At 52.1% G+C, this 17,699-nt stretch carries 20 protein-coding genes; 12 read left to right on the top strand and 8 right to left on the bottom strand.

Translation table 11 applies throughout. From position 1 onward, the window contains the following. Positions 1-19 precede the first annotated feature (19 nt). The 9 genes from AC2FLG_RS04915 (at position 20) to AC2FLG_RS04875 (ending at position 9,093) form a co-directional block, all read left to right on the top strand. On the top strand, positions 20-739 hold the full coding sequence (locus AC2FLG_RS04915) for an ABC transporter ATP-binding protein (protein WP_496705237.1): 720 nt from the start codon (positions 20-22) through the stop codon (positions 737-739). Beyond that, the gene (locus AC2FLG_RS04910) at positions 736-1,449 is read left to right on the top strand and encodes an ABC transporter ATP-binding protein (protein WP_496705236.1); all 714 of its coding nucleotides are present in this window, start codon (positions 736-738) and stop codon (positions 1,447-1,449) included. The genes AC2FLG_RS04915 and AC2FLG_RS04910 overlap by 4 nt, the downstream gene beginning before the upstream one ends. Next, on the top strand, positions 1,446-2,309 hold the full coding sequence (locus AC2FLG_RS04905) for a branched-chain amino acid ABC transporter permease (RefSeq protein ID WP_496703055.1): 864 nt from the start codon (positions 1,446-1,448) through the stop codon (positions 2,307-2,309). The genes AC2FLG_RS04910 and AC2FLG_RS04905 overlap by 4 nt, the downstream gene beginning before the upstream one ends. Before the next feature lie 28 nt (positions 2,310-2,337). Continuing rightward, positions 2,338-3,354, top strand: coding sequence for a branched-chain amino acid ABC transporter permease (locus tag AC2FLG_RS04900; protein ID WP_496702026.1), 1,017 nt, complete (start codon positions 2,338-2,340; stop codon positions 3,352-3,354). Between the two features lie 25 nt (positions 3,355-3,379). Then, positions 3,380-4,255 carry a dioxygenase family protein gene (locus AC2FLG_RS04895; RefSeq protein WP_496705234.1) on the top strand — a complete coding sequence of 292 codons (876 nt, stop codon included), beginning with the start codon at positions 3,380-3,382 and terminating at the stop codon, positions 4,253-4,255. A 4-nt stretch (positions 4,256-4,259) separates the two neighbouring features. Continuing rightward, a complete protein-coding gene (locus tag AC2FLG_RS04890) occupies positions 4,260-5,099 on the top strand; it encodes a 3-oxoadipate:acetyl-CoA acetyltransferase (RefSeq protein ID WP_496705232.1) in 840 nt (279 codons plus the stop codon). A gap of 318 nt (positions 5,100-5,417) precedes the next feature. After that, the gene (locus AC2FLG_RS04885) at positions 5,418-6,374 is read left to right on the top strand and encodes a TAXI family TRAP transporter solute-binding subunit (protein ID WP_496705230.1); all 957 of its coding nucleotides are present in this window, start codon (positions 5,418-5,420) and stop codon (positions 6,372-6,374) included. A gap of 18 nt (positions 6,375-6,392) precedes the next feature. Continuing rightward, positions 6,393-8,297, top strand: a complete 1,905-nt coding sequence (locus AC2FLG_RS04880) for a TRAP transporter permease (RefSeq protein ID WP_496705228.1) — start codon at positions 6,393-6,395, stop codon at positions 8,295-8,297. Positions 8,298-8,328: 31 nt separating this feature from the next. Continuing rightward, positions 8,329-9,093, top strand: coding sequence for a LamB/YcsF family protein (locus AC2FLG_RS04875; protein ID WP_496703067.1), 765 nt, complete (start codon positions 8,329-8,331; stop codon positions 9,091-9,093). Between the two features lie 115 nt (positions 9,094-9,208). On the opposite strand, the gene AC2FLG_RS04870 is transcribed toward AC2FLG_RS04875, so the two are convergent. Genes AC2FLG_RS04870 through AC2FLG_RS04850 form a run of 5 tightly spaced genes read right to left on the bottom strand, consistent with a single transcriptional unit; the run spans position 9,209 to position 12,200 of the window. Continuing rightward, positions 9,209-9,679, bottom strand: a complete 471-nt coding sequence (locus AC2FLG_RS04870) for a flavodoxin domain-containing protein (protein ID WP_496702014.1) — start codon at positions 9,677-9,679, stop codon at positions 9,209-9,211. Between the two features lie 43 nt (positions 9,680-9,722). After that, entirely contained in the window at positions 9,723-10,505 is a 783-nt protein-coding gene (locus AC2FLG_RS04865) for an IclR family transcriptional regulator (RefSeq protein WP_496703070.1), read from the bottom strand. 52 nt (positions 10,506-10,557) lie between these two features. Further along, the gene (locus tag AC2FLG_RS04860; protein ID WP_496702010.1) at positions 10,558-11,127 is read right to left on the bottom strand and encodes a cupin domain-containing protein; all 570 of its coding nucleotides are present in this window, start codon (positions 11,125-11,127) and stop codon (positions 10,558-10,560) included. A 21-nt stretch (positions 11,128-11,148) separates the two neighbouring features. Then, a complete protein-coding gene (locus AC2FLG_RS04855; protein WP_496705227.1) occupies positions 11,149-11,841 on the bottom strand; it encodes a cupin domain-containing protein in 693 nt (230 codons plus the stop codon). A gap of 38 nt (positions 11,842-11,879) precedes the next feature. After that, positions 11,880-12,200 carry an SCP2 sterol-binding domain-containing protein gene (locus AC2FLG_RS04850; RefSeq protein WP_496702006.1) on the bottom strand — a complete coding sequence of 107 codons (321 nt, stop codon included), beginning with the start codon at positions 12,198-12,200 and terminating at the stop codon, positions 11,880-11,882. A gap of 262 nt (positions 12,201-12,462) precedes the next feature. Here AC2FLG_RS04850 and AC2FLG_RS04845 point away from each other — a divergent pair, with 262 nt between their 5' ends. Both AC2FLG_RS04845 and AC2FLG_RS04840 read left to right on the top strand, forming a co-directional pair. Then, positions 12,463-13,683, top strand: a complete 1,221-nt coding sequence (locus AC2FLG_RS04845) for an NAD(P)/FAD-dependent oxidoreductase (RefSeq protein WP_496705226.1) — start codon at positions 12,463-12,465, stop codon at positions 13,681-13,683. Positions 13,684-13,758: 75 nt separating this feature from the next. Beyond that, positions 13,759-14,346 carry a YceI family protein gene (locus AC2FLG_RS04840; protein WP_496705225.1) on the top strand — a complete coding sequence of 196 codons (588 nt, stop codon included), beginning with the start codon at positions 13,759-13,761 and terminating at the stop codon, positions 14,344-14,346. 94 nt (positions 14,347-14,440) lie between these two features. Here AC2FLG_RS04840 and AC2FLG_RS04835 read toward each other — a convergent pair whose 3' ends face one another. From AC2FLG_RS04835 to AC2FLG_RS04825, 3 genes are all read right to left on the bottom strand, one after another. Beyond that, positions 14,441-14,860 carry a DUF4345 family protein gene (locus tag AC2FLG_RS04835; protein ID WP_496705223.1) on the bottom strand — a complete coding sequence of 140 codons (420 nt, stop codon included), beginning with the start codon at positions 14,858-14,860 and terminating at the stop codon, positions 14,441-14,443. 151 nt (positions 14,861-15,011) lie between these two features. After that, on the bottom strand, positions 15,012-15,725 hold the full coding sequence (locus AC2FLG_RS04830) for a dienelactone hydrolase family protein (protein ID WP_496705222.1): 714 nt from the start codon (positions 15,723-15,725) through the stop codon (positions 15,012-15,014). 143 nt (positions 15,726-15,868) lie between these two features. After that, the gene (locus AC2FLG_RS04825; RefSeq protein WP_496705220.1) at positions 15,869-16,858 is read right to left on the bottom strand and encodes a TAXI family TRAP transporter solute-binding subunit; all 990 of its coding nucleotides are present in this window, start codon (positions 16,856-16,858) and stop codon (positions 15,869-15,871) included. 379 nt (positions 16,859-17,237) lie between these two features. On the opposite strand from AC2FLG_RS04825, the gene AC2FLG_RS04820 reads away from it, so the two are divergent. Beyond that, positions 17,238-17,606 (top strand): antibiotic biosynthesis monooxygenase family protein, encoded by a 369-nt coding sequence (locus AC2FLG_RS04820; RefSeq protein WP_496701997.1) that lies wholly within the window; start codon positions 17,238-17,240, stop codon positions 17,604-17,606. Positions 17,607-17,699: the final 93 nt, after the last annotated feature.

Genomic DNA, 17,699 nt, shown 5'->3' with positions numbered 1-17,699 from the left:
CTTTTGTTCGGAGATTCGAATGTCTATCCTGACACTCAAATCAGTATCCAAATCGTTTGGGGCTTTGAAGGTTACGGACGATGTGTCTCTGGACGTTCAGGCAGGGGAGGCTCTGGGAATTATCGGGCCCAATGGGGCAGGGAAGTCGACCCTGTTCAATCTGATTGCCGGGAACATCAAACCGGATGAAGGGCAGGTCTTTTTTGAGGGTGTTGACGTTACTCAGCGGACACCCATGGAAAGAGTTCATGCCGGGGTCGGTCGGTCGTTCCAAATTCCACAACCTTTTGCGCATTTAAGTGTCTACGAAAACCTGATGGTTGCCGCCCAGTTCGGAGGAGAACATCGGGGATACGAGGCAGGGACATTTTGCATGTCCATTTTGTCTGAAACCGGCCTTGAATCATGCGCACGCGATCTGGCGGGTGGTCTATCACTGTTGCAGCGCAAGCGCCTGGAATTGGCGCGGGCTAGGGCGACCTCGCCAAAGCTGATCTTGTTGGATGAAATTGCCGGAGGTCTAACCGACGGTGAGTGTGTCGATCTGATCAAGACGATCAAGAACATCCACAGTCAGGGTACGTCGATCATCTGGATTGAACATGTGTTGCATGCTCTCAACTCGGTTGTTGATCGTCTTATGGTGTTGAATTTCGGTAAGAATCTCATGGTCGGAGGGGTTGACGAGGTCATGAACGCCCCTGCGGTCCGAGAAATCTATCTGGGGATTGAAGTATGACTGAGCCACTATTATCCACTCACGGACTTACGGCTCACTACGGTGATTTCCAGGCCCTGTTTGGTGTCGATATCGACATCAAGCAGGGCGAAACGATTGCCATCATCGGTGCGAACGGTGCAGGAAAATCCACACTGATGCGTGCCATCACGGGTCTATTGAAGAACAAACCGGACGCAATCAAACTTCGGGGTGAGAGCATTGGTGACCTCTCTGCACCAGAGGTGCTGGAGCGGGGGATTTCCATGGTCCCGGAAGGGCGACGGTTGTTTCCCTCTCTCACGGTGGAAGAAAACCTTCTGATCGGGGCACATACCAGAACCGGAAATGGGGTCTGGAACCTTAAGAGTGTTTACGAAGTCGTTCCTGCACTGAAGGACCGCCGGGATCATCCGGGTACCGCATTATCCGGTGGTCAGCAGCAAATGGTAGCGATTGGTCGGGCGTTGATGTCAAACCCGGATCTTTTGCTCTGTGACGAACTCAGCCTTGGGCTTGCACCTGTTGTCATCAAAGAAATCTATGCTTCGTTCCCGACGATCAAAGAGCGCGGAGCCTCTGTTGTCGTCGTTGAGCAAGATATTGGGCAAGCGATGAAAGTTGCAGACCGGGTGTTTTGCATGATGGAAGGTCGCGTGACGTTACAGGGCACGCCCGACGAGTTGTCGCGAGAAGAGATTCACAACGCGTATTTCGGGGTAAGCGCATGATCTTAGTCGACACACTCATTCAGGGCATTTTGCTTGGTGGCCTATATGCTCTGTTCGCTGCCGGGCTTAGCCTGGTGTTTGGCGTTATGCGCCTTGTCAACTTGGCACATGGTGATCTGATTGTACTGGCAGCATTTGTCATTTTGTCCATCGGCACGGCTCTGAATCTCGGCCCGTTTGTTGCCGTGATCCTCGCGTTTCCTATCATGTTTGCTGTGGGGTGGGGGCTGCAAACCTATTTGCTGAACCGTGTGCTGGGGGACGATATCCTGCCGCCCTTGCTGGTGACTTTCGGCCTGTCTGTGGTGATTCAGAATGGTTTGCTGGAAATATTCACAGCGGATAGTCAGAAACTGACAGCCGGGCCCATCGAGGCACAGTCTTTGGCGCTGGGGCCGGTTACCGTTGGGGTGATGCCTTTGCTGACCTTTGTATCCGCTGTTGTGGTTATCTTTGCGCTGAACCAGATCTTCTACAGAACCAAGCTTGGGCGTGCATTCCGAGCCACTTCGGACGACCGCGAGACCGTGGGTCTGATGGGGATCCGCCCCAATAACGTCTTTGCAGTCGCTACAGGTATTGCGATGGTAGTTGCCACGATTGCAGCCTTGTATCTTGGCATTCGCGCCAATTTCGATCCCAGCATTGGCCCCGCACGCCTTCTTTACGCATTTGAGGCGGTGATCATTGGTGGGCTTGGCTCGCTTTGGGGCACTTTGGCTGGTGGGGTGATTATCGGTGTCGCTCAGGCTTTGGGCGCTTCCATCAACCCCGAATGGCAAATTCTGTCGGGACATATCGCATTTGTCGCTGTCCTTCTCGTTCGCCCCCGCGGACTTTTCCCACGTTCCAAAGACTGAGGTACCCGCAGTGTCTGATCAAAAGAATATGACCCGCTTGCTTCAGCTTTTTGGCCTTGCTGGCATCGTACTTTTGTTTCTCGTGCCTGTCATTGGCTCCCGGGCCTTGGTGCAAGATCTGTTTGGCGTGCTGACGCTTTTGATCCTGGCGCAGAATTGGAATCTGCTTGCAGGATTTGCCGGGTTGGTATCCGTGGGCCAGCAGGCTTTTGTCGGCGTTGGTGCATATGCCATGTTCGCCTGCGTTATCCTGCTGGGTCTGGATCCTCTGATTGGCATCGCCGTTGGAGGTATCACTGCCATGATCCTGGCAATTCCAATGGCCTTCTTTTCATTCCGGTTGGCCGGGGCCTATTTTGCCATCGGAACATGGGTCATCGCAGAGATAACGCGCCTTTGCTTTGCCCAATGGAAAGCACTTGGCGGCGGTACCGGCACCTCATTGCCGAAAGGCACCACAAAAACCATGTTTGGCGTGCCTGAGATCAAAAGTTGGTTGGGTGGTAGTTCATCCGCCGCATCTGACGCTTTGACCTATTGGCTAGCACTGACCCTGGCCCTTGCAACCCTTATTGCGGCGTATCTTTTCCTAAAGTCACGAATGGGCCTGGGCCTGCAATCGCTGCGCGACAACGAAGAGGCTGCCCGGTCAGTCGGTGTAAATCCTACGCGTCTGAAAGCTTGGGTGTTCATGCTGACGGCTTTTGGTACCGGTCTTTGCGGTGCACTTCTGTTCATTCAGATTACACGGGTTACACCCGAGGCGGCATTCTCCGTGGTGGATTGGACCGCTTTCGTGATCTTTATAACCGTGATTGGTGGAATCGGAACACTGCCGGGACCGATCATCGGTGTGATCGTGTTCTATTTCTTGCAACGGGCCCTTGCTGATTATGGCACGGTCTATCTGATCGTTCTGGGCTGTCTCGGGATTGCCGTGATGCTGTTCGCTCGGCGCGGATTGTGGGGGCTGTTCACTGAAAAAACCGGGATTGAGCTTTTGTCTCTGCGACAGCTGCCCCCGGAAGAAAACCAAGCGCGCTGACACACACAAATATAGAGGTATACCCATGTCAAATTTGGTTGATCTTTCCAAAATCGACTATTTCTCTGAAGAGTCATCTGTTGAGGCCGTGCTTGGGCGCAATGGTTCAAATGCCGATGCCCGTCTGGCACAGATTTGGGGTGCATTGATCAAGCATTTGCATGCTTTTGCCAAGGACGTCGAATTGCGTCAGGACGAGTGGGATATCGCAATCGATTTCCTTACGGCAACCGGTCAAATCTGTGACGAAAACCGGCAGGAATTTATCTTGTTGAGCGATGTCATGGGTTTCTCGATGCTGACAGACGCAATCAATAACCGACGCCCGAAAGGCGCAACCGAGAACACGGTGTTTGGCCCATTCCATGTCGAAAACGCCCCTGAATACGAAATGGGTGCCGACATCTCATTGGACGGCAAGGGACAGTCTTGCCTGTTTGAGGGGCGGGTCTTGGACCTTGAAGGAAACCCGATCGAAGGTGCGCGTATCGATGTCTGGTGCGACAACGAAGATGGTTTCTACGACGTTCAGCAACCCGGTATTCAGCCCAAGTGGAACAATCGGGGTGTCTTCACGACTGGCCCGGATGGGTGCTACCACTTCAAGGGGATTAAGCCGGTGTCATATCCGATCCCCCATGATGGGCCGGTTGGAAAACTTCTGATCAAGCTCGATCGCCACCCCTTCCGCCCTGCGCATATGCATTACATGGTGACGGCGCCTGGCCATGAGAAAATCGTGACGCATACCTTTGTTGGCGAAGATGAATACCTCAAGTCTGATGCGGTTTTTGGCGTAAAGGCGACGCTGGTTGCACCATTTGTTGAAAATAAGGACGGTGATACAGTTTGGCGTTCTCCTTTTGACTTTGTGATGGTGCCAGAAAAGGTGGAGTCCTAAGCCAATGACGCAAAAGCCTTGTATTATTTGTGTGGCAATTACAGGATCTTTGCCCCAAAAATCAGACAACCCGGCGGTGCCTATCACGGTCTCCGAGCAAATAGAAAGCACACAAGCTGCATTCGAAGCCGGGGCGACGATCGCACATTGTCATGTTCGCAATGACGATGGCTCGCCTACCTCGGATCCCGATAAATTCGGCCGGTTGTTTGAAGGTTTGAACAAACATTGCCCGGGTATGATTGTTCAGTTCTCGACCGGAGGACGATCGGGCGCAGGACATGAACGCGGGGGCAGTTTGCCGTTGCGTCCTGATATGGCCTCTTTGTCCGTTGGATCGACAAACTTTCCAACTCGGACCTACGACAATCCACCCGATCTGGTCGATTGGCTGGCTGCGGAAATGACGAAATACGAAATTACCGCAGAGATCGAGGCGTTCGATCTGAGCCATATTCACCAGGCTGTCGCCATGAGTAACGCAGGTAAGCTTCCGGGCAAGCTTTACGTGCAGTTCGTGATGGGTGTGAAAAACTCAATGCCGGCCGACAAGAATGTCTTCAATTACTATGTGAAAACAATGCAAAGGCTTGCCCCGGACGCGGAATGGTGTGCCGCCGGGATTGGAAGGCATCAGCTTGAACTGAACGAATGGTCGATTGCGGCCGGCGGTCATGCAAGAACCGGGCTTGAGGACAATGTCCGACTTGATCGAAACACACTTGCCCCATCAAATGCCGCTTTGGTGGCCCGAACTGCAGAGATTTGTCAAAATCACGGCCGCCCGGTGGCAACCTGGACAGAAGCGCGGTCACTTCTGGGGCTTTCGCAGCCCGCAGTGTAACCTAATGAGAAGGCTGGTTGTTTGACCAGCCATCGACTTGCCTGGGTCGGTGCGCAACCTCCTGTGCATCAAGTTGAAAGGGGCGCGTGGCAGGCGTGCTCCAGCCTTGGCTGAGCGAATTGAATAGATAAGTATACTTTATATGATATGTAATATGCCGTGTATTGTATTATTGTTATATAGAAATTCTGCTAAAAATCATCCCCACCATAGAGGTTGGCTTTGCTCGCCCAAAACCATTGGCAAACTTTAAGAGCCTAAAAACACTCGTCTTTTGCCGCATGAGCCAAGAGCCAACCCTGACAGGGAGGGATTTTTATGTTCAGTAAGATCAACCGGATGGCAATTCTTGCCTTGGGTATTGCGACGCTTGGCACAGTTGCCAGCGCACAAAGCTTGGGGATCGGAGCCAGTAAACAGGGATCACAGAATTATGCGGCCAATGCTGGATTCGCAAAACTTCTGGCCGATGAGCTTGGGTACGATATTCGAGTGCAATCGTTTGGGGGATCAGGCCAAACAATGCCTCTGGTCGATAATGCCCGCTTGGATTTGCTGCTTGCTCCTAGCCCTGACTTTTCTGCCGCCGCGGGTGGTACAGGTGCCTTCGAAGGGCGACAGCTAGGTAATTTGCGCATCGTTGCAGCCATGGGTGGGTCCGCCTATGGTTTCATGGTCAACAAAGACACCGACATGGCCATGGTCTCAGACGCCAAAGGCAAAACGATCACCTATGGATACACCGCACAACCGACGCTTCGGCCACAGGTCGACGCCATTCTTGCAGGCGGCGGTTTAAACATCGATGAGATGCAGCTCGACAATGTACCGTCGGTGCCAAACGGCGTCGACGACTTGATTTCCGGCACCGCCGAAGTTGCGTTCTTTGCCCTTGCTGGGGGCAAGACACGCGAAGCGGACGCCGCGATAGGAGTCCGTTGGTTGGGTCTGGAGAATACACCCGAGGCACTCGCCGGAGTGCGCGAATTCGTTCCGACCGCATATATTGACACTGTAGCCGCAGGATCGGCCCCTGGTGTGGATGTCGATACGAACATGATGTTCTATGATTATGTGCTTTTGGCAGGCGCGCATGTTTCGGATGAAACGATCGCCCCGATCGTCGAATACATTCACCAGAATCCGGAAAAAGTGCGGAGTATCTTTAAAACTTTCGCGCGGTTCGACCCGGAAAAAATGGCGCCTGATATGGGGGATCTCGTCTACCATCCGGCAGCGGCCACCTATTATCAGAAAGCAGGTTTGTCGCAGTAACTTCTGCTGACATAAATCATGGTTGGAACATCCAAAACCGCTCGTTTGGAGCAAGCCAATCAGGTGCTGAGTGGGCTGATCGTGGCCCTCTCGGTCATCTATGCTGCCAATCTGCATCGCTATGTCGGGGTGTCCGTCTATGATGCGCAATTATTGGTCGCGTCTTTCGCGCTCGCACTCGCCTCTGGAATTTTAAGTTTTGCGAAAACCGCGGACAGGCCGATCACCCGTAGAATTGCTGTCCTGTGGGCCGCGGTCACACTTGTTACCGGTGGCTACGTTGCGGTGAACTATGTCCGGCTTTCGATGGACGCTCCGTTTGTGCCCCCTTTGCTGGTTGCGATCAGCTGCGTTCTGCTGGGTGGGTTGCTTTTGTTGTTGCGGCGTTCTGCGGGCACCGGAATTCTAATCGTAGTGCTAGTCTTCATAGCCTACGGGCTCTGGGGGCATCTTCTCCCCGGTGATCTCCAGAGCCGCCCTACTTATTGGGACGAACTTGTCATCTATCTGAGCCTGGATGCAAACGGCATTCTTGGCGCAGCATTGAAAGTTGCCGTCGTAATTGTCGTTCCCTACCTGTTGTTCGGTCAGTTTCTGACGGCCTGTGGAGCCGCGGATTTTTTCAATGACCTGGCTCTATCCGGGATGGGTCGTTTCAGGGGTGGGCCAGCAAAAGTAGCTGTCTCGGCGTCGGCTTTGTTCGGATCTATTTCAGGATCAGCGGTTGGAAATGTCGTCGGCACTGGCGTGGTTACGATCCCGATGATGAAAAAAGCTGGTTTTAATGGAAGATATGCTGGTGCGGTTGAGGCGGTCGCGTCTACGGGTGGGCAACTGGTGCCGCCTGTGATGGGGGCAGCGGCCTTTATCATGGCCGACTTTACTGGTGTGGATTATTCGACCGTGATGTTGGCGGCTTTGCCATCTGCTCTGCTCTACTACAGCGCTATCTTCATCAATGTTGATCTGACAGCGGCCAGGCGAGGGGTGGCACAGGTTGAAGAAGCTGATATCCCGAGCGGCCGCGAGGCATTCAAACAGGGTTGGCACTTCATTTTACCGTTCGTTGTGCTGATCTATACGCTGTTCGCCCTGAACATGAGACCGGAGCGTTCTGCGGTCATTTCGATTGTGGTGTTATTGGTCGGCAGCTTGATATTTGGCTACAAAGGCCGTCGTATCAGGCCAATTCAGATTTGGCAGGCCATAGCGTCTGCGGGCCAATCGGCTATCGGGCTGGTTGTTGTCTGTGCAGCTGCTGGACTGATCATTGGTATTCTGAATATCACCGGCCTCGCCTTTAATTTGACACTGCACATAATCACCGCAAGCGGTGGCAGTCTGCTGGTGCTCGCCTTGATCACGGCGTTGATTTCCATTGTTTTGGGGATGGGGATGCCAACTGTTGGGGTCTACATTCTGTTGGCGACAATGGTCGCCCCGGCTTTGATCGAATTCGGTGTCCCAGTGATGGCAGCACATCTTTTCGTGTTCTATTTCGGGCTGATGTCGATGATCACTCCGCCTGTTGCACTGGCGTCATTTGCCGCAGCGAATATCGCGGGGTCATCAGCATGGGAGACAAGCAAAGAGGCAATGAAGCTGGCTTGGCCGGCTTATTTGGTCCCGTTTCTTTTTCTGTTTGCACCCGGATTGATTTTGGAAGGCAATCTGCTGAAGGCACTTTGGTCAATAGCAACAGCATTGGTTGGTATTTACATGGTAACTGCTGGCTTCGTTGGGTTTTTCCAACATGTCAGGGGGTTCATCGGTCGCTTAACTTTGACGCTTTGTGGGGTGCTGTGTCTGTTGCCTTCAGATTTGTTTCCCTCCGCGATCTGGACAGATATTGTGGGCTTGTCTGTGCTTGCTTTCTTCATTGTGGGTTCGAGAAACCGCGTGGCTGCCTCAGACACTCAATAATCTGACATCTAAGAATTAGGGCCTGTCAATAATGACTAATGTGGTTGATCTAAATTCGGATCTTGGCGAAGGTTTTGGTGCGTGGAAAATGGGGGATGATCTTGCACTGATGGACATCGTTTCATCTGCGAACATCGCCTGCGGATTCCACGCCGGAGATCAGAATATTATGGCCCAGACCATGAAAATTGCGGTCCAAAAAGGGACCGGAATTGGTGCACATCCCGGTTTTCCCGATCTGACTGGATTCGGGCGCCGTCGGATGAGTTTTTCCTCGGATGAGCTGACCAATATGATTGGATATCAGCTGGGTGCGGCGCAGGCGATGGCGCTACTGTCGGGTGGAAAAGTTCGACACCTTAAGCTGCATGGTGCCTTGGGAAACATGGCGTCGGAAGACATCAATATTGCCAGAACCTGCTTTGAGGCCGCGTTGAAAGTTCAGCCCGAAATCATACTCATGGCGATTGCATCAACTGCGATGGAGCAGGCAGTGAAGGAACTGGATTGCTCATGGGTAGGCGAGGTCTACGCTGACCGCGCTTACGAAAATGACGGAACCTTGGTAGACCGCAGGCAACCGGGCGCTGTTTTGGAGGATGCCGACTATGCCGCCGAGCGCATCATGATGATGTTGAAAGAGCAGGCGGTTATCACCAAAACCGGGAAACGCCTTCCATGTCGCGTTGATACGGTGTGTTTGCATGGCGATACTGTTGGTGCCGTTGCTATGGGAACCAAAATTCGCAGAAATCTTGTTGACGCAGGTATCGGTATCAAAATGTTTGAGGCGTAGATTCATTGCATTTCCTGGCGAAATGCTTCGGGAACTGCCGTGACAAAACCTGATTTCTGAAGGCCGTCCTCACAAGTTGTATGGGAACCTCGCAAGGTGCAAGGTTCCCGGTTTTTTAGGCCATTTCTTTGGATAGTGCCGCGACCCAACCGTCGATCCAGTCCAGCGCGGCTTCTTCAGGATAGACGCCGGATTTCGCATCATGTTCCATGCGATCTACCAGCCGCTTGGCACCCAATTCAGCGAAGGTTGCATCAAAGGCTTTGCCGCCACCGCAGAATGTCTGTGGATAATCCATGCTTCCCAAAGCGATGACGCCATAGCGCACAGACGACAGATCGGGGCGATCTTTTGTCAGGAACTCGTGAAACTCTTTGCCGTTGTCCGGCACTTCACCAGTGCCATATGTCGAACTGCAGATCACATAGGTATCGCGTGCATCCAGCATTTTTTGTGATGCTTTTTCCATGCGGACAACGCGGGCTTTGTACCCGGTTTCAACAAGCTTATCGGCCACTTCATCCGCGACCATTTCTGCAACGCCGCTCATAGACGCGACCAGAACAACAACTGGATGATCGTTCATTTCTATCCTTTCGCAGCACCCCTCATTTGGGTTTTGCATTCTTTTAACCGGTCGAACCGGACTGTTTTTCGATAAAGGCTGCTGAGAGACCCAAGGTTACTTCCTGAGCTGCAGCCTGAACATAAATTGATAGCCGTTCGACCATCTGCGAATTCACTTCATGCTCGTTCAAGACAAGCGTCATGCTGCCGATCACAGACTTGTTTGCTGCGAATATAGGTGCGGCAATTCCGACCTTCCCTGGATCCAGCTGCCCATACGCAACTACGATGGAGTTGGACCGGATACGCTTCAAGTTGCGACGAAACTCTTCCCAGGTTGCCCCAAGACCGGCAGCTTCGATTTCCTTCTCGTGTTCGGCAAAGATCGCTTTCAGGTTTCTGCTAGGGATGTAGGCAAGGACAACTCGGGATGCTGCGCCAAGAAACAACCCCAAAGGTCGGCCCCTCTCATAGGAAAGGGATTTTTCCGGATCGACAAACCCTTCCGAGTGAACACACATGACCTGATGGCGATACTTTCGGCACAGCAATGCGGAACCATTGTCGCCCGTCAGATCGACCAGCTTACGCATGATCGGCGTTGCCGTTTTCACTAATTGATCCTGACGCCTTATCATTCTGTCGAATTCGATAATCGCCGGACCAAGAGTGTAAACGCCGGGGTTCAAGGCCTCGACCAGACCGAAAGCACTCAGACTGTTGAAGTAGCGGTAAGTCGAGCTGCTGGACAGGGAAAGACGTTTGGTCGCCTCTTCCACTGTCCATTCCGGTTCTTCAATGGTGAAAAGCTTCATGACTGATAAAAGTTTATCTGCAGTTGTCATATAGCTTTTCTCCTATTTGCTGATCGCCGATGGTAATTAATCGCAGCACAACCTACCAGTCGTCATCGTCGTCTGTTTCAGCCGTTAACTCGTCGACTATTGCCTGCCATCTGTTGCCGGTAGTATCCACCGGCGGATGTTCGGTGCCGCAGTCGCCGCATGTGCGCATGTCTTTGTCACTGTTAAAGGCGTTGGTCGCACGCAGATACGCCTCCTGAGGGAGTTCCTCGGCCGTATCCCAAGTTACGCGCGCAACTTCTGATGAGCATTTCTCGCAATACCAAGCAACAGCCTCCAAACCGGCATGCTCTGCTTTGTAACGATAATGGATGGTCTCTTCCGAAGGTACGACGCGATGCGGGGTACGGGCCGGAACATAGATCATTTCACCCGGCGTGCCTTTGACGTAATTCACGCTGCTGTCGCGGAATTCAACCTTGGCTGCGCCCGACATCAGTACGATCATTGTGTCTTTTTCACAAATCAGATGGAACGGCTGAATGCGGTCGCTTCGGCTGATATTGACCTGCGGGTCGACACCTTCAGAGATTGCTGGATACTCGTCATAGCAGCCGATCTGCTGAGCGAGTTGATAGGTTTGATGAAATCGCCTACGTGGCATCTTTCTGTCTCCTCGCTAAATTCAAGCGGACGTCGCTTCGATGAGCAAATCGCGGCAATGCTCACTGGCTTCGTAGTTTGTATGGTAGCTCGTCCAACCCCAGACGTGCATCGGGAACAGGTTGTGCTCGTGCCCACATTTGGAACATTTCCGAACTTCTGGGTCATCGTTGTACTCTTTGCCGAATTCATAGCTCTTGAGCAGCGTTTCCAGCGGAGCAAAGTACCCAGGCACAGGGCCGCGGATTTCGTTGTAATTCTCAACGTCGAATTCGTGATCCAGCATAACATTCTGGCACTTGTGGCAATGGAAGGTCAGACCTTCATGCTGACGTACACCTTCTGCTGATTGACGTTGAACAACGATCATCAGCATCACGTTTTCCGGGTCTCTCTCGTTCTCAAAGAATGACCCAACGTGGTGGCTACGTGGACCAACCATCAGTGTACCAGTTCTGACCGCCGAGCCCTTGGAAGCCAGGCAAAGGAAGGTCTCATCAACCGAGTTCGTGTGATGGAAATGGCCCATGCCATCATCCCCCAGGTCGCCTTGGAACAGGGCTATACCAGGAACAAGGCATTCGTCCGTCACATAAGGGAACGGAGTTGTAAGTGTTGTATTTGCCGTCCGAGCTGCATGGAATGCGTTCGACGCCATAGGCGGGCGATCCGGATCAGGTGGCGCAATAGTTAGTTGGGTGCTGTCTGTGCTCATTCGCTAATGTCCCATGTTGGGTTTCAACTAATTTCCACTCAAGCCCGGTCGGGTCCGATGATCGAGCCGAGCTTCCAGCCTGCGTCAACGTTTCCGTCGATCGTCATCCGGCCAGCCATAAAGGCTTCGGTTGGGTCTTTGCTGCCGTCAGAAATCTTGCAGAAATCCCCAAATTTGATGTTTACGATTGTTTCGGCGTCATTGTCTTCATTCGAAACGATATGAGGGACATTTTTGGCATCAATATAGATGACGCCTTCGTCGCCAAAGTTGAATTTTACAGTGTGCCCAAAGCCGCTGTCTTCACCGACGCGCTTGCGCATTTCCTGAGTCATTTCTTCAAGTGTTGGTTTAGCCATTTGGATTTCCTCCCATTGAGCAATGGTTCGTTAATAGGTGTTCAACTTGATCACCAATTTCATCCAGAAATCGCATATGTTGGGAAAAATGTCAAATAGAACATCTAATTTTATTGTTAAATGCGAGAAAATGTGCCATATGCGATTGAAATTGAATGCTGTCTGAGCGCGCATTTCCTGACATATTCGCACTCGCCAGGCAGGAGTCCATATCGCAGGAAGGGTTCATCGAATCCCGACTCACGAAAGAAAGGGTGGAGCATTGTCACAGCGACAAAAAATCGTGATTGTGGGTGGCGGACAAGCGGGTGGCCGTGCGGCTCTGGCGGCGCGCGCATCAGACCCAGCTGCCGACATCTCTCTGATCTCAATGGAGCCTTGCGCACCATACGAAAGGCCGATTCTGTCGAAAGCCATGTTGCTGGATGACGAAACCAAGCTTCCTTTTGTCTTTGATGATGCGACGGCCAAGGAACGGGATATTCGTTTGCACTTGGGAGTGTCGGTGACAAAAATTGATCGGGCGACAAAAACCGTTCTTCTCGAAGATGGCGAAAACATAGCTTATGACAAACTGATTCTCGCGACCGGTAGCCGGCTAAGGCGTATCTCGTTGGACGGTGCCGAAGAGGATTGTGTTCACTATCTTCGCAGCATGGATGACTGCAGCAAATTGCGGGATCAACTGACAAAAGGCAAACGATTGACCGTCATTGGTGGAGGGTTCATCGGACTTGAGGTTGCGGCAACGGCCCAAAAGCTTGGGTGCACTGTCACAATCGTTGAAGCTGGTGAAACGCTGTTGCCCCGAGTTGGATCACCCACTGTCAGTACCTTTGTGCAGACCTATCACTCTGACAAAGGCGTGCGCTTTCTGTTTGGTGTTCAGGCCCAGGCAATGGATGGCGAAAACTTGGTATTGTCGAACGGCACGTCTGTTCCCACCGATATGATCCTGGTCGGTATTGGGGTAGACCCCGAAACATCGCTTGCCGAAGATGCTGGATTGACTATCGAAAACGGCATCAAGACGGATAGTTTTGGCAGAACTTCTGATCCTGAAATTTTCGCCATAGGTGATGCAGTTAACCAGATGAACCCTGAATATGATCGTCACATGCGCCTGGAATCTTGGGAAAATGCCAATGTACAGGGTGATGCGGTCGGTAAATCGGTGGTGGGCGAGCTGACCGAAGTCTCCACAATTCCGTGGTTCTGGTCTGATCAGGGCGATCTGAATATTCAAATTCTGGGGCAGTTGGACGCAGAGATGCATTGTATTGAGCGTGCGGGCGAGGATGATGGGCTGACCCTGATTCAGCTTGTCGACAACAAAATCCAAGGTGCGGTTACGATCAATCAGGCCCGCGATATGCCTTTGTTACGGAGAATGATCGCCGACCCGAATTTTCACGGTGACGAAGCCATCTTTAGTGACGATTCCGTGCCGCTCAGGAAGATAATGAAATCAGCACGACGCTAGCGGAGACAAAGTGAGCTCTTTCTTACGAGTGGCTTTTTGTCCTTAGAATTTCACGCTTCTATCAGGAGATATTTCATGAAGCTTTCGGTGTTGTTTGCCGCAATGGCCTTAACCGCCTCGGCTCTGGCATCCACCAGTGTGGCTGACTCGGAAAAATACCTTCTGGCGCCGAAATGGTCACAAATTATATTTAGCTACGATCATCTTGGTTACTCCAGAACAACCGGCATGTTCTCAGGTATTGAAGGTGAGATCGACTTTGACAAAGAGAACCCGGAAGGATCCAGTGTTGCGGTCTGGTTCCCGGTGTCAACGATGTTCACCGGCCTCGAGCAGAGAGATGCGAACTTTACCGTCGGTGGAGATTTTTTTGTTGCGACTGAGAATGATCAGATCGAGTTCAAGTCAACGCATATTGAAGTCACTGGTGAGACAACGGCCAAGATAACTGGCGACCTGACGATGAATGGCTCAACACATCCAGTCACTCTTGATGCAAGAATGAATAAAATGGGTTTCCATGACAAAGAGCAAAAGGATTGGGTGGGGTTCGATGCGACAGCATCCGTGCTACGGTCTGAATTTGGTTTGGGCAAATACGCGCCGGGTGTCAGCGACAAAGTCGACATTTCGATTTCGATCGAAGCTATGAAAGCTGAATAAATTTAGGCGACGCGTTTGACCCCTACCTGTTCTCACTGGATAGGTAGGGGCCGCGGGCCAGTCTTTGTAATCGGATGATTGCCCTAAAAGAGCTTCAGGTTTCAGAATGCGCTCTGGATGAAACTACGAGGCATAGCAATCCCACGACCGAGAGGGTGAAGGGAACCAATTCTCTGGATAGGATTGTGAGCTGGGCATCGTTCGACCCGTCCAGATTGATCCCGGTAAGTCTGGTAATGACAACAAGAGTCAGTGTGGTGGCAACTGCCACCAACCCAGGCTTCAAAAACGACCGAAAGAATACGCCGTAAAGAGCGAACAGTCCCAAACCCAAGTGGAAGCCGCCGAAGTCGACGCGGATGCTGGTGATCCCGTCAGGAGCAAGAGTTGCAGTTCCACTGATGACGGTAGGGTCCATTACGCCAGCAATACCGGCGAGACACATGATGAGCCCACACAACAGCAAAGTTAGTCTTGGAATCCAGGATATTATCTTCCTTGGCATCGTGCTCATTTACATTCCCCATCGAGTTAGAGTTTACGGACGTTGCGCAGCAAGCTCAGCGAGCTGAGTAGGTGCTTGCGCATGCAATAAGAACCGGGCTTACGAAATCCGGTTCTCATAACGTTTGAAGAGCAGGTGACCCGCTTGGTTCGCCTTGGGTTTATGCACCCAGATGCTTTTTGAAGAACTCCAGAGTGGCCGATTCTGCGGCAATAGCAGCTTCTTCTGCACGACCAGAACGGCCCAAACGTGCAAATGCGTGGCCGACACCGTCATGTACAGTTACAGAGCCGTCTTTTGACTGCTCGACATGTTCGGTAATCGCGGTCTGAGCTTCAGGCGGGCAAAGATGATCGTCGGCACCCAAATGGATCAAAAGCGGAGCCTGAGGACCAGTGCTGCTCCCAAGATCCTGACTGATAGCCACTGGATAAAAGCAAACGACGGCATCGGCAGCATTGGACGTCGCCATGCGGAAGGCAACGCGCCCTCCCAGACAATAGCCAACAACACCGATCTTGCCTTGCAGCTTGGCATCCTCGCGAAGAAGTGCAACGGCGGCATCCATGTCGCCAAGGCTTGCCTCGAGGTCAAACCCCTGCATAAACCCCATCGCCTTTTCGCGATCTTCTTCCAGTGCGGCGTTCAGTTCGATATCGCGCTCCTGCCGCCAGAACATATCCGGTGCGATGACATCATAACCTTGCTCGGCAAACCAGTCGGATGCTGCTCGGATATTGTCGTTTACACCGAAAATTTCCTGGATCAGAACGATTCCACCGATAGCGTCGGTCGATGACGGTCTGCTGCGATAGGCTGAAAACGATTGGCCATCAGCTGCAGCAATAGTGATTGTCTTACTATCAATAGCCATAATGTCGTGCTCCGTGTTGAATGTTGAAGGGAACAAGTTCGAGGGGGGTTGTGAGTGGTAGAACGAGGGGGTCTGTGAGTGAGGGGGGGTGTGAGTGGTAGAGCGAGGGGGGTTTGTGAGTGAGTAGGTGTTATGGGGTTGTTCTACTCGATGATGCCCGCTTCTTTGTAATAGCGCGCAGCACCGGGATGTAAGGGTATCGGGGAATCCGCCATGCGTTCCGGCACAAGCGGATAGCTGAGGGGGCTGTGATGTGATGGGATGTGACGGAATTGTTGTTCGATAACCTCGCGAGTTTCGATCAGACACCAGGTCAACAGATGCGCAAGATCTTCGGGCATATCATCACGCACAAGCACGGCGAAATCAGAGAAATTCAACGCGGGCAGATCTTCGGTTTGACCTTCCCAGAAATGAGCAGGCACAACGGCACGGGGCCAGCCGTACTGGGTCTCCAGCTTTGTCAGGGCAGCATCTTCTGCTGGTAAGAACACCAGAGAGCGGTTTGCGACAGCATCCCGCCACCAAGGCGTCATATATGCCTCCTGCAGTAGGGCGTCGACTTCGCCATCACGCATACGGAACACCGATTGTTCGGGTCTGGTATCCGTAATCAATTTACCACCCCAGGACTCCAGAGTGTCGCGGTCGATGCCATGGGCCTCTAGATAACGGGCGGCCGTATAACCGATCAGATTTACACCGTCATCTTCCGAAGTGGCGAGTGTGATTGGTGGTTTTTTCTCACGCAGCTCTTCAAATGTTGAGACGCCATATTTTGGATCGATGGCGAAAACCATGCGGTCTGTTTGTGGAAGAATTGCAAGCGTGCGCAGCCGTGGAAGCGGGCTTCCTTCGAAGATCCCTTCCCCAGCCAGCGCGCCGGGCAACATTTGGACGGGCGTGGCGATGCAGAGATCAACCTCACCGTTAGACACAGCAATCGGAGAGTCAGCACCGGCAATCAGATTCCAAATTGCAACGCGCGATCCTTTTTCGGTGCGGTCGCAGACCTCCTGGCACAGCCATGAGCAGATGCGGTGAAAATTTGCTTGGCCCCAGTCACCAGTAAAGTTCAGGTGAACACTGCGATCAAGTTTTGGCTGTTTGTCCATATTTGGCGCAGTTGTCATCTTAAGGGCATCTCCTGTTGCTTTTGTCTCTTTATAGGATTAATGAATATTTAACAATGAAGAAATTCCCGTAAAGTGGGAAAAATGATAAAGAAAGTGAAGTGCGCAGCTAACTCATTCAAAACAAGGTGAAACTGATCTGAAGCCGAACCTTTGCACAATGACAAGATAGCGCCAAAGCTTGCACGATGTTCGTAGGGTCTATTTGATGATGTCAAAAAAGATCATATATAAAATCATAGCTGACTATGTTATTTGGTCAACACAAAGCATGCCTAGTCATAGGCGTTTGGGCGCAAAAAGGCGCACCAGAATCCAGGCGGGTAGGACGCAGATTTGACCCGCAACAGTTAGCAAACCCACCAACTAGGAGAAAATCATGGCTAAACTTGTAGAACTTGATGAGGTCGTCACATTGGCCGAGCAACTGGGCAGCAGTGAAGGCCCAGTTGTTCTGGTGAACGTATTCTCGATCGATCCGAAAGACGAAGAAGCGCTGGTTGCCGCGTGGGCGCATGATGCCGGCTTTATGAAGGCGCAGCCTGGCTACATTTCGACTCAGATGCACAAAGGTCTGGCCGGTAGCGGAACTTATATGAACTATGCAATCTGGGAGGACGTCGCGTCTTTCCGCAACGCGTTTACCAACCCGGAATTCCAGGCCCGGATCGGTCAATACCCTGAGAGCGCAGTCGTGCGTCCTCACTTGTTCACCAAGATGACCGTCCCAGGTTTCTGCGTGGGTTAATACTCAGTATTGTCATCAATCTTTTGGCCCGATGACTTCTGGTTCTTCGGGCCAAAGGGCCACCATTACCTCTGAAATTCGTGGGGCATTACT

The organism is Ruegeria sp. CDSA193 (assembly GCF_059611885.1).
Note: the sequence above shows the minus strand (reverse complement) of the source record. Positions and strands in the feature narration are given on the sequence as shown.

Bases quoted from the DNA above. Each gene is read 5' to 3' on its own strand.
- AC2FLG_RS04840 (WP_496705225.1), top strand. From the start codon at position 13,759: ATGAAGCTTTCGGTGTTGTTTGCCGCAATGGCCTTAACCGCCTCGGCT.
- AC2FLG_RS04875 (WP_496703067.1), top strand. From the start codon at position 8,329: ATGACTAATGTGGTTGATCTAAATTCGGATCTTGGCGAAGGTTTTGGT.
- AC2FLG_RS04915 (WP_496705237.1), top strand. From the start codon at position 20: ATGTCTATCCTGACACTCAAATCAGTATCCAAATCGTTTGGGGCTTTG.
- AC2FLG_RS04895 (WP_496705234.1), top strand. From the start codon at position 3,380: ATGTCAAATTTGGTTGATCTTTCCAAAATCGACTATTTCTCTGAAGAG.
- AC2FLG_RS04910 (WP_496705236.1), top strand. From the start codon at position 736: ATGACTGAGCCACTATTATCCACTCACGGACTTACGGCTCACTACGGT.
- AC2FLG_RS04820 (WP_496701997.1), top strand. From the start codon at position 17,238: ATGGCTAAACTTGTAGAACTTGATGAGGTCGTCACATTGGCCGAGCAA.
- AC2FLG_RS04870 (WP_496702014.1), bottom strand. From the start codon at position 9,679: ATGAACGATCATCCAGTTGTTGTTCTGGTCGCGTCTATGAGCGGCGTT.
- AC2FLG_RS04855 (WP_496705227.1), bottom strand. From the start codon at position 11,841: ATGAGCACAGACAGCACCCAACTAACTATTGCGCCACCTGATCCGGAT.
- AC2FLG_RS04905 (WP_496703055.1), top strand. From the start codon at position 1,446: ATGATCTTAGTCGACACACTCATTCAGGGCATTTTGCTTGGTGGCCTA.
- AC2FLG_RS04830 (WP_496705222.1), bottom strand. From the start codon at position 15,725: ATGGCTATTGATAGTAAGACAATCACTATTGCTGCAGCTGATGGCCAA.
- AC2FLG_RS04835 (WP_496705223.1), bottom strand. From the start codon at position 14,860: ATGAGCACGATGCCAAGGAAGATAATATCCTGGATTCCAAGACTAACT.
- AC2FLG_RS04885 (WP_496705230.1), top strand. From the start codon at position 5,418: ATGTTCAGTAAGATCAACCGGATGGCAATTCTTGCCTTGGGTATTGCG.
- AC2FLG_RS04860 (WP_496702010.1), bottom strand. From the start codon at position 11,127: ATGCCACGTAGGCGATTTCATCAAACCTATCAACTCGCTCAGCAGATC.
- AC2FLG_RS04890 (WP_496705232.1), top strand. From the start codon at position 4,260: ATGACGCAAAAGCCTTGTATTATTTGTGTGGCAATTACAGGATCTTTG.
- AC2FLG_RS04825 (WP_496705220.1), bottom strand. From the start codon at position 16,858: ATGACAACTGCGCCAAATATGGACAAACAGCCAAAACTTGATCGCAGT.
- AC2FLG_RS04865 (WP_496703070.1), bottom strand. From the start codon at position 10,505: ATGACAACTGCAGATAAACTTTTATCAGTCATGAAGCTTTTCACCATT.
- AC2FLG_RS04880 (WP_496705228.1), top strand. From the start codon at position 6,393: ATGGTTGGAACATCCAAAACCGCTCGTTTGGAGCAAGCCAATCAGGTG.
- AC2FLG_RS04900 (WP_496702026.1), top strand. From the start codon at position 2,338: ATGACCCGCTTGCTTCAGCTTTTTGGCCTTGCTGGCATCGTACTTTTG.
- AC2FLG_RS04850 (WP_496702006.1), bottom strand. From the start codon at position 12,200: ATGGCTAAACCAACACTTGAAGAAATGACTCAGGAAATGCGCAAGCGC.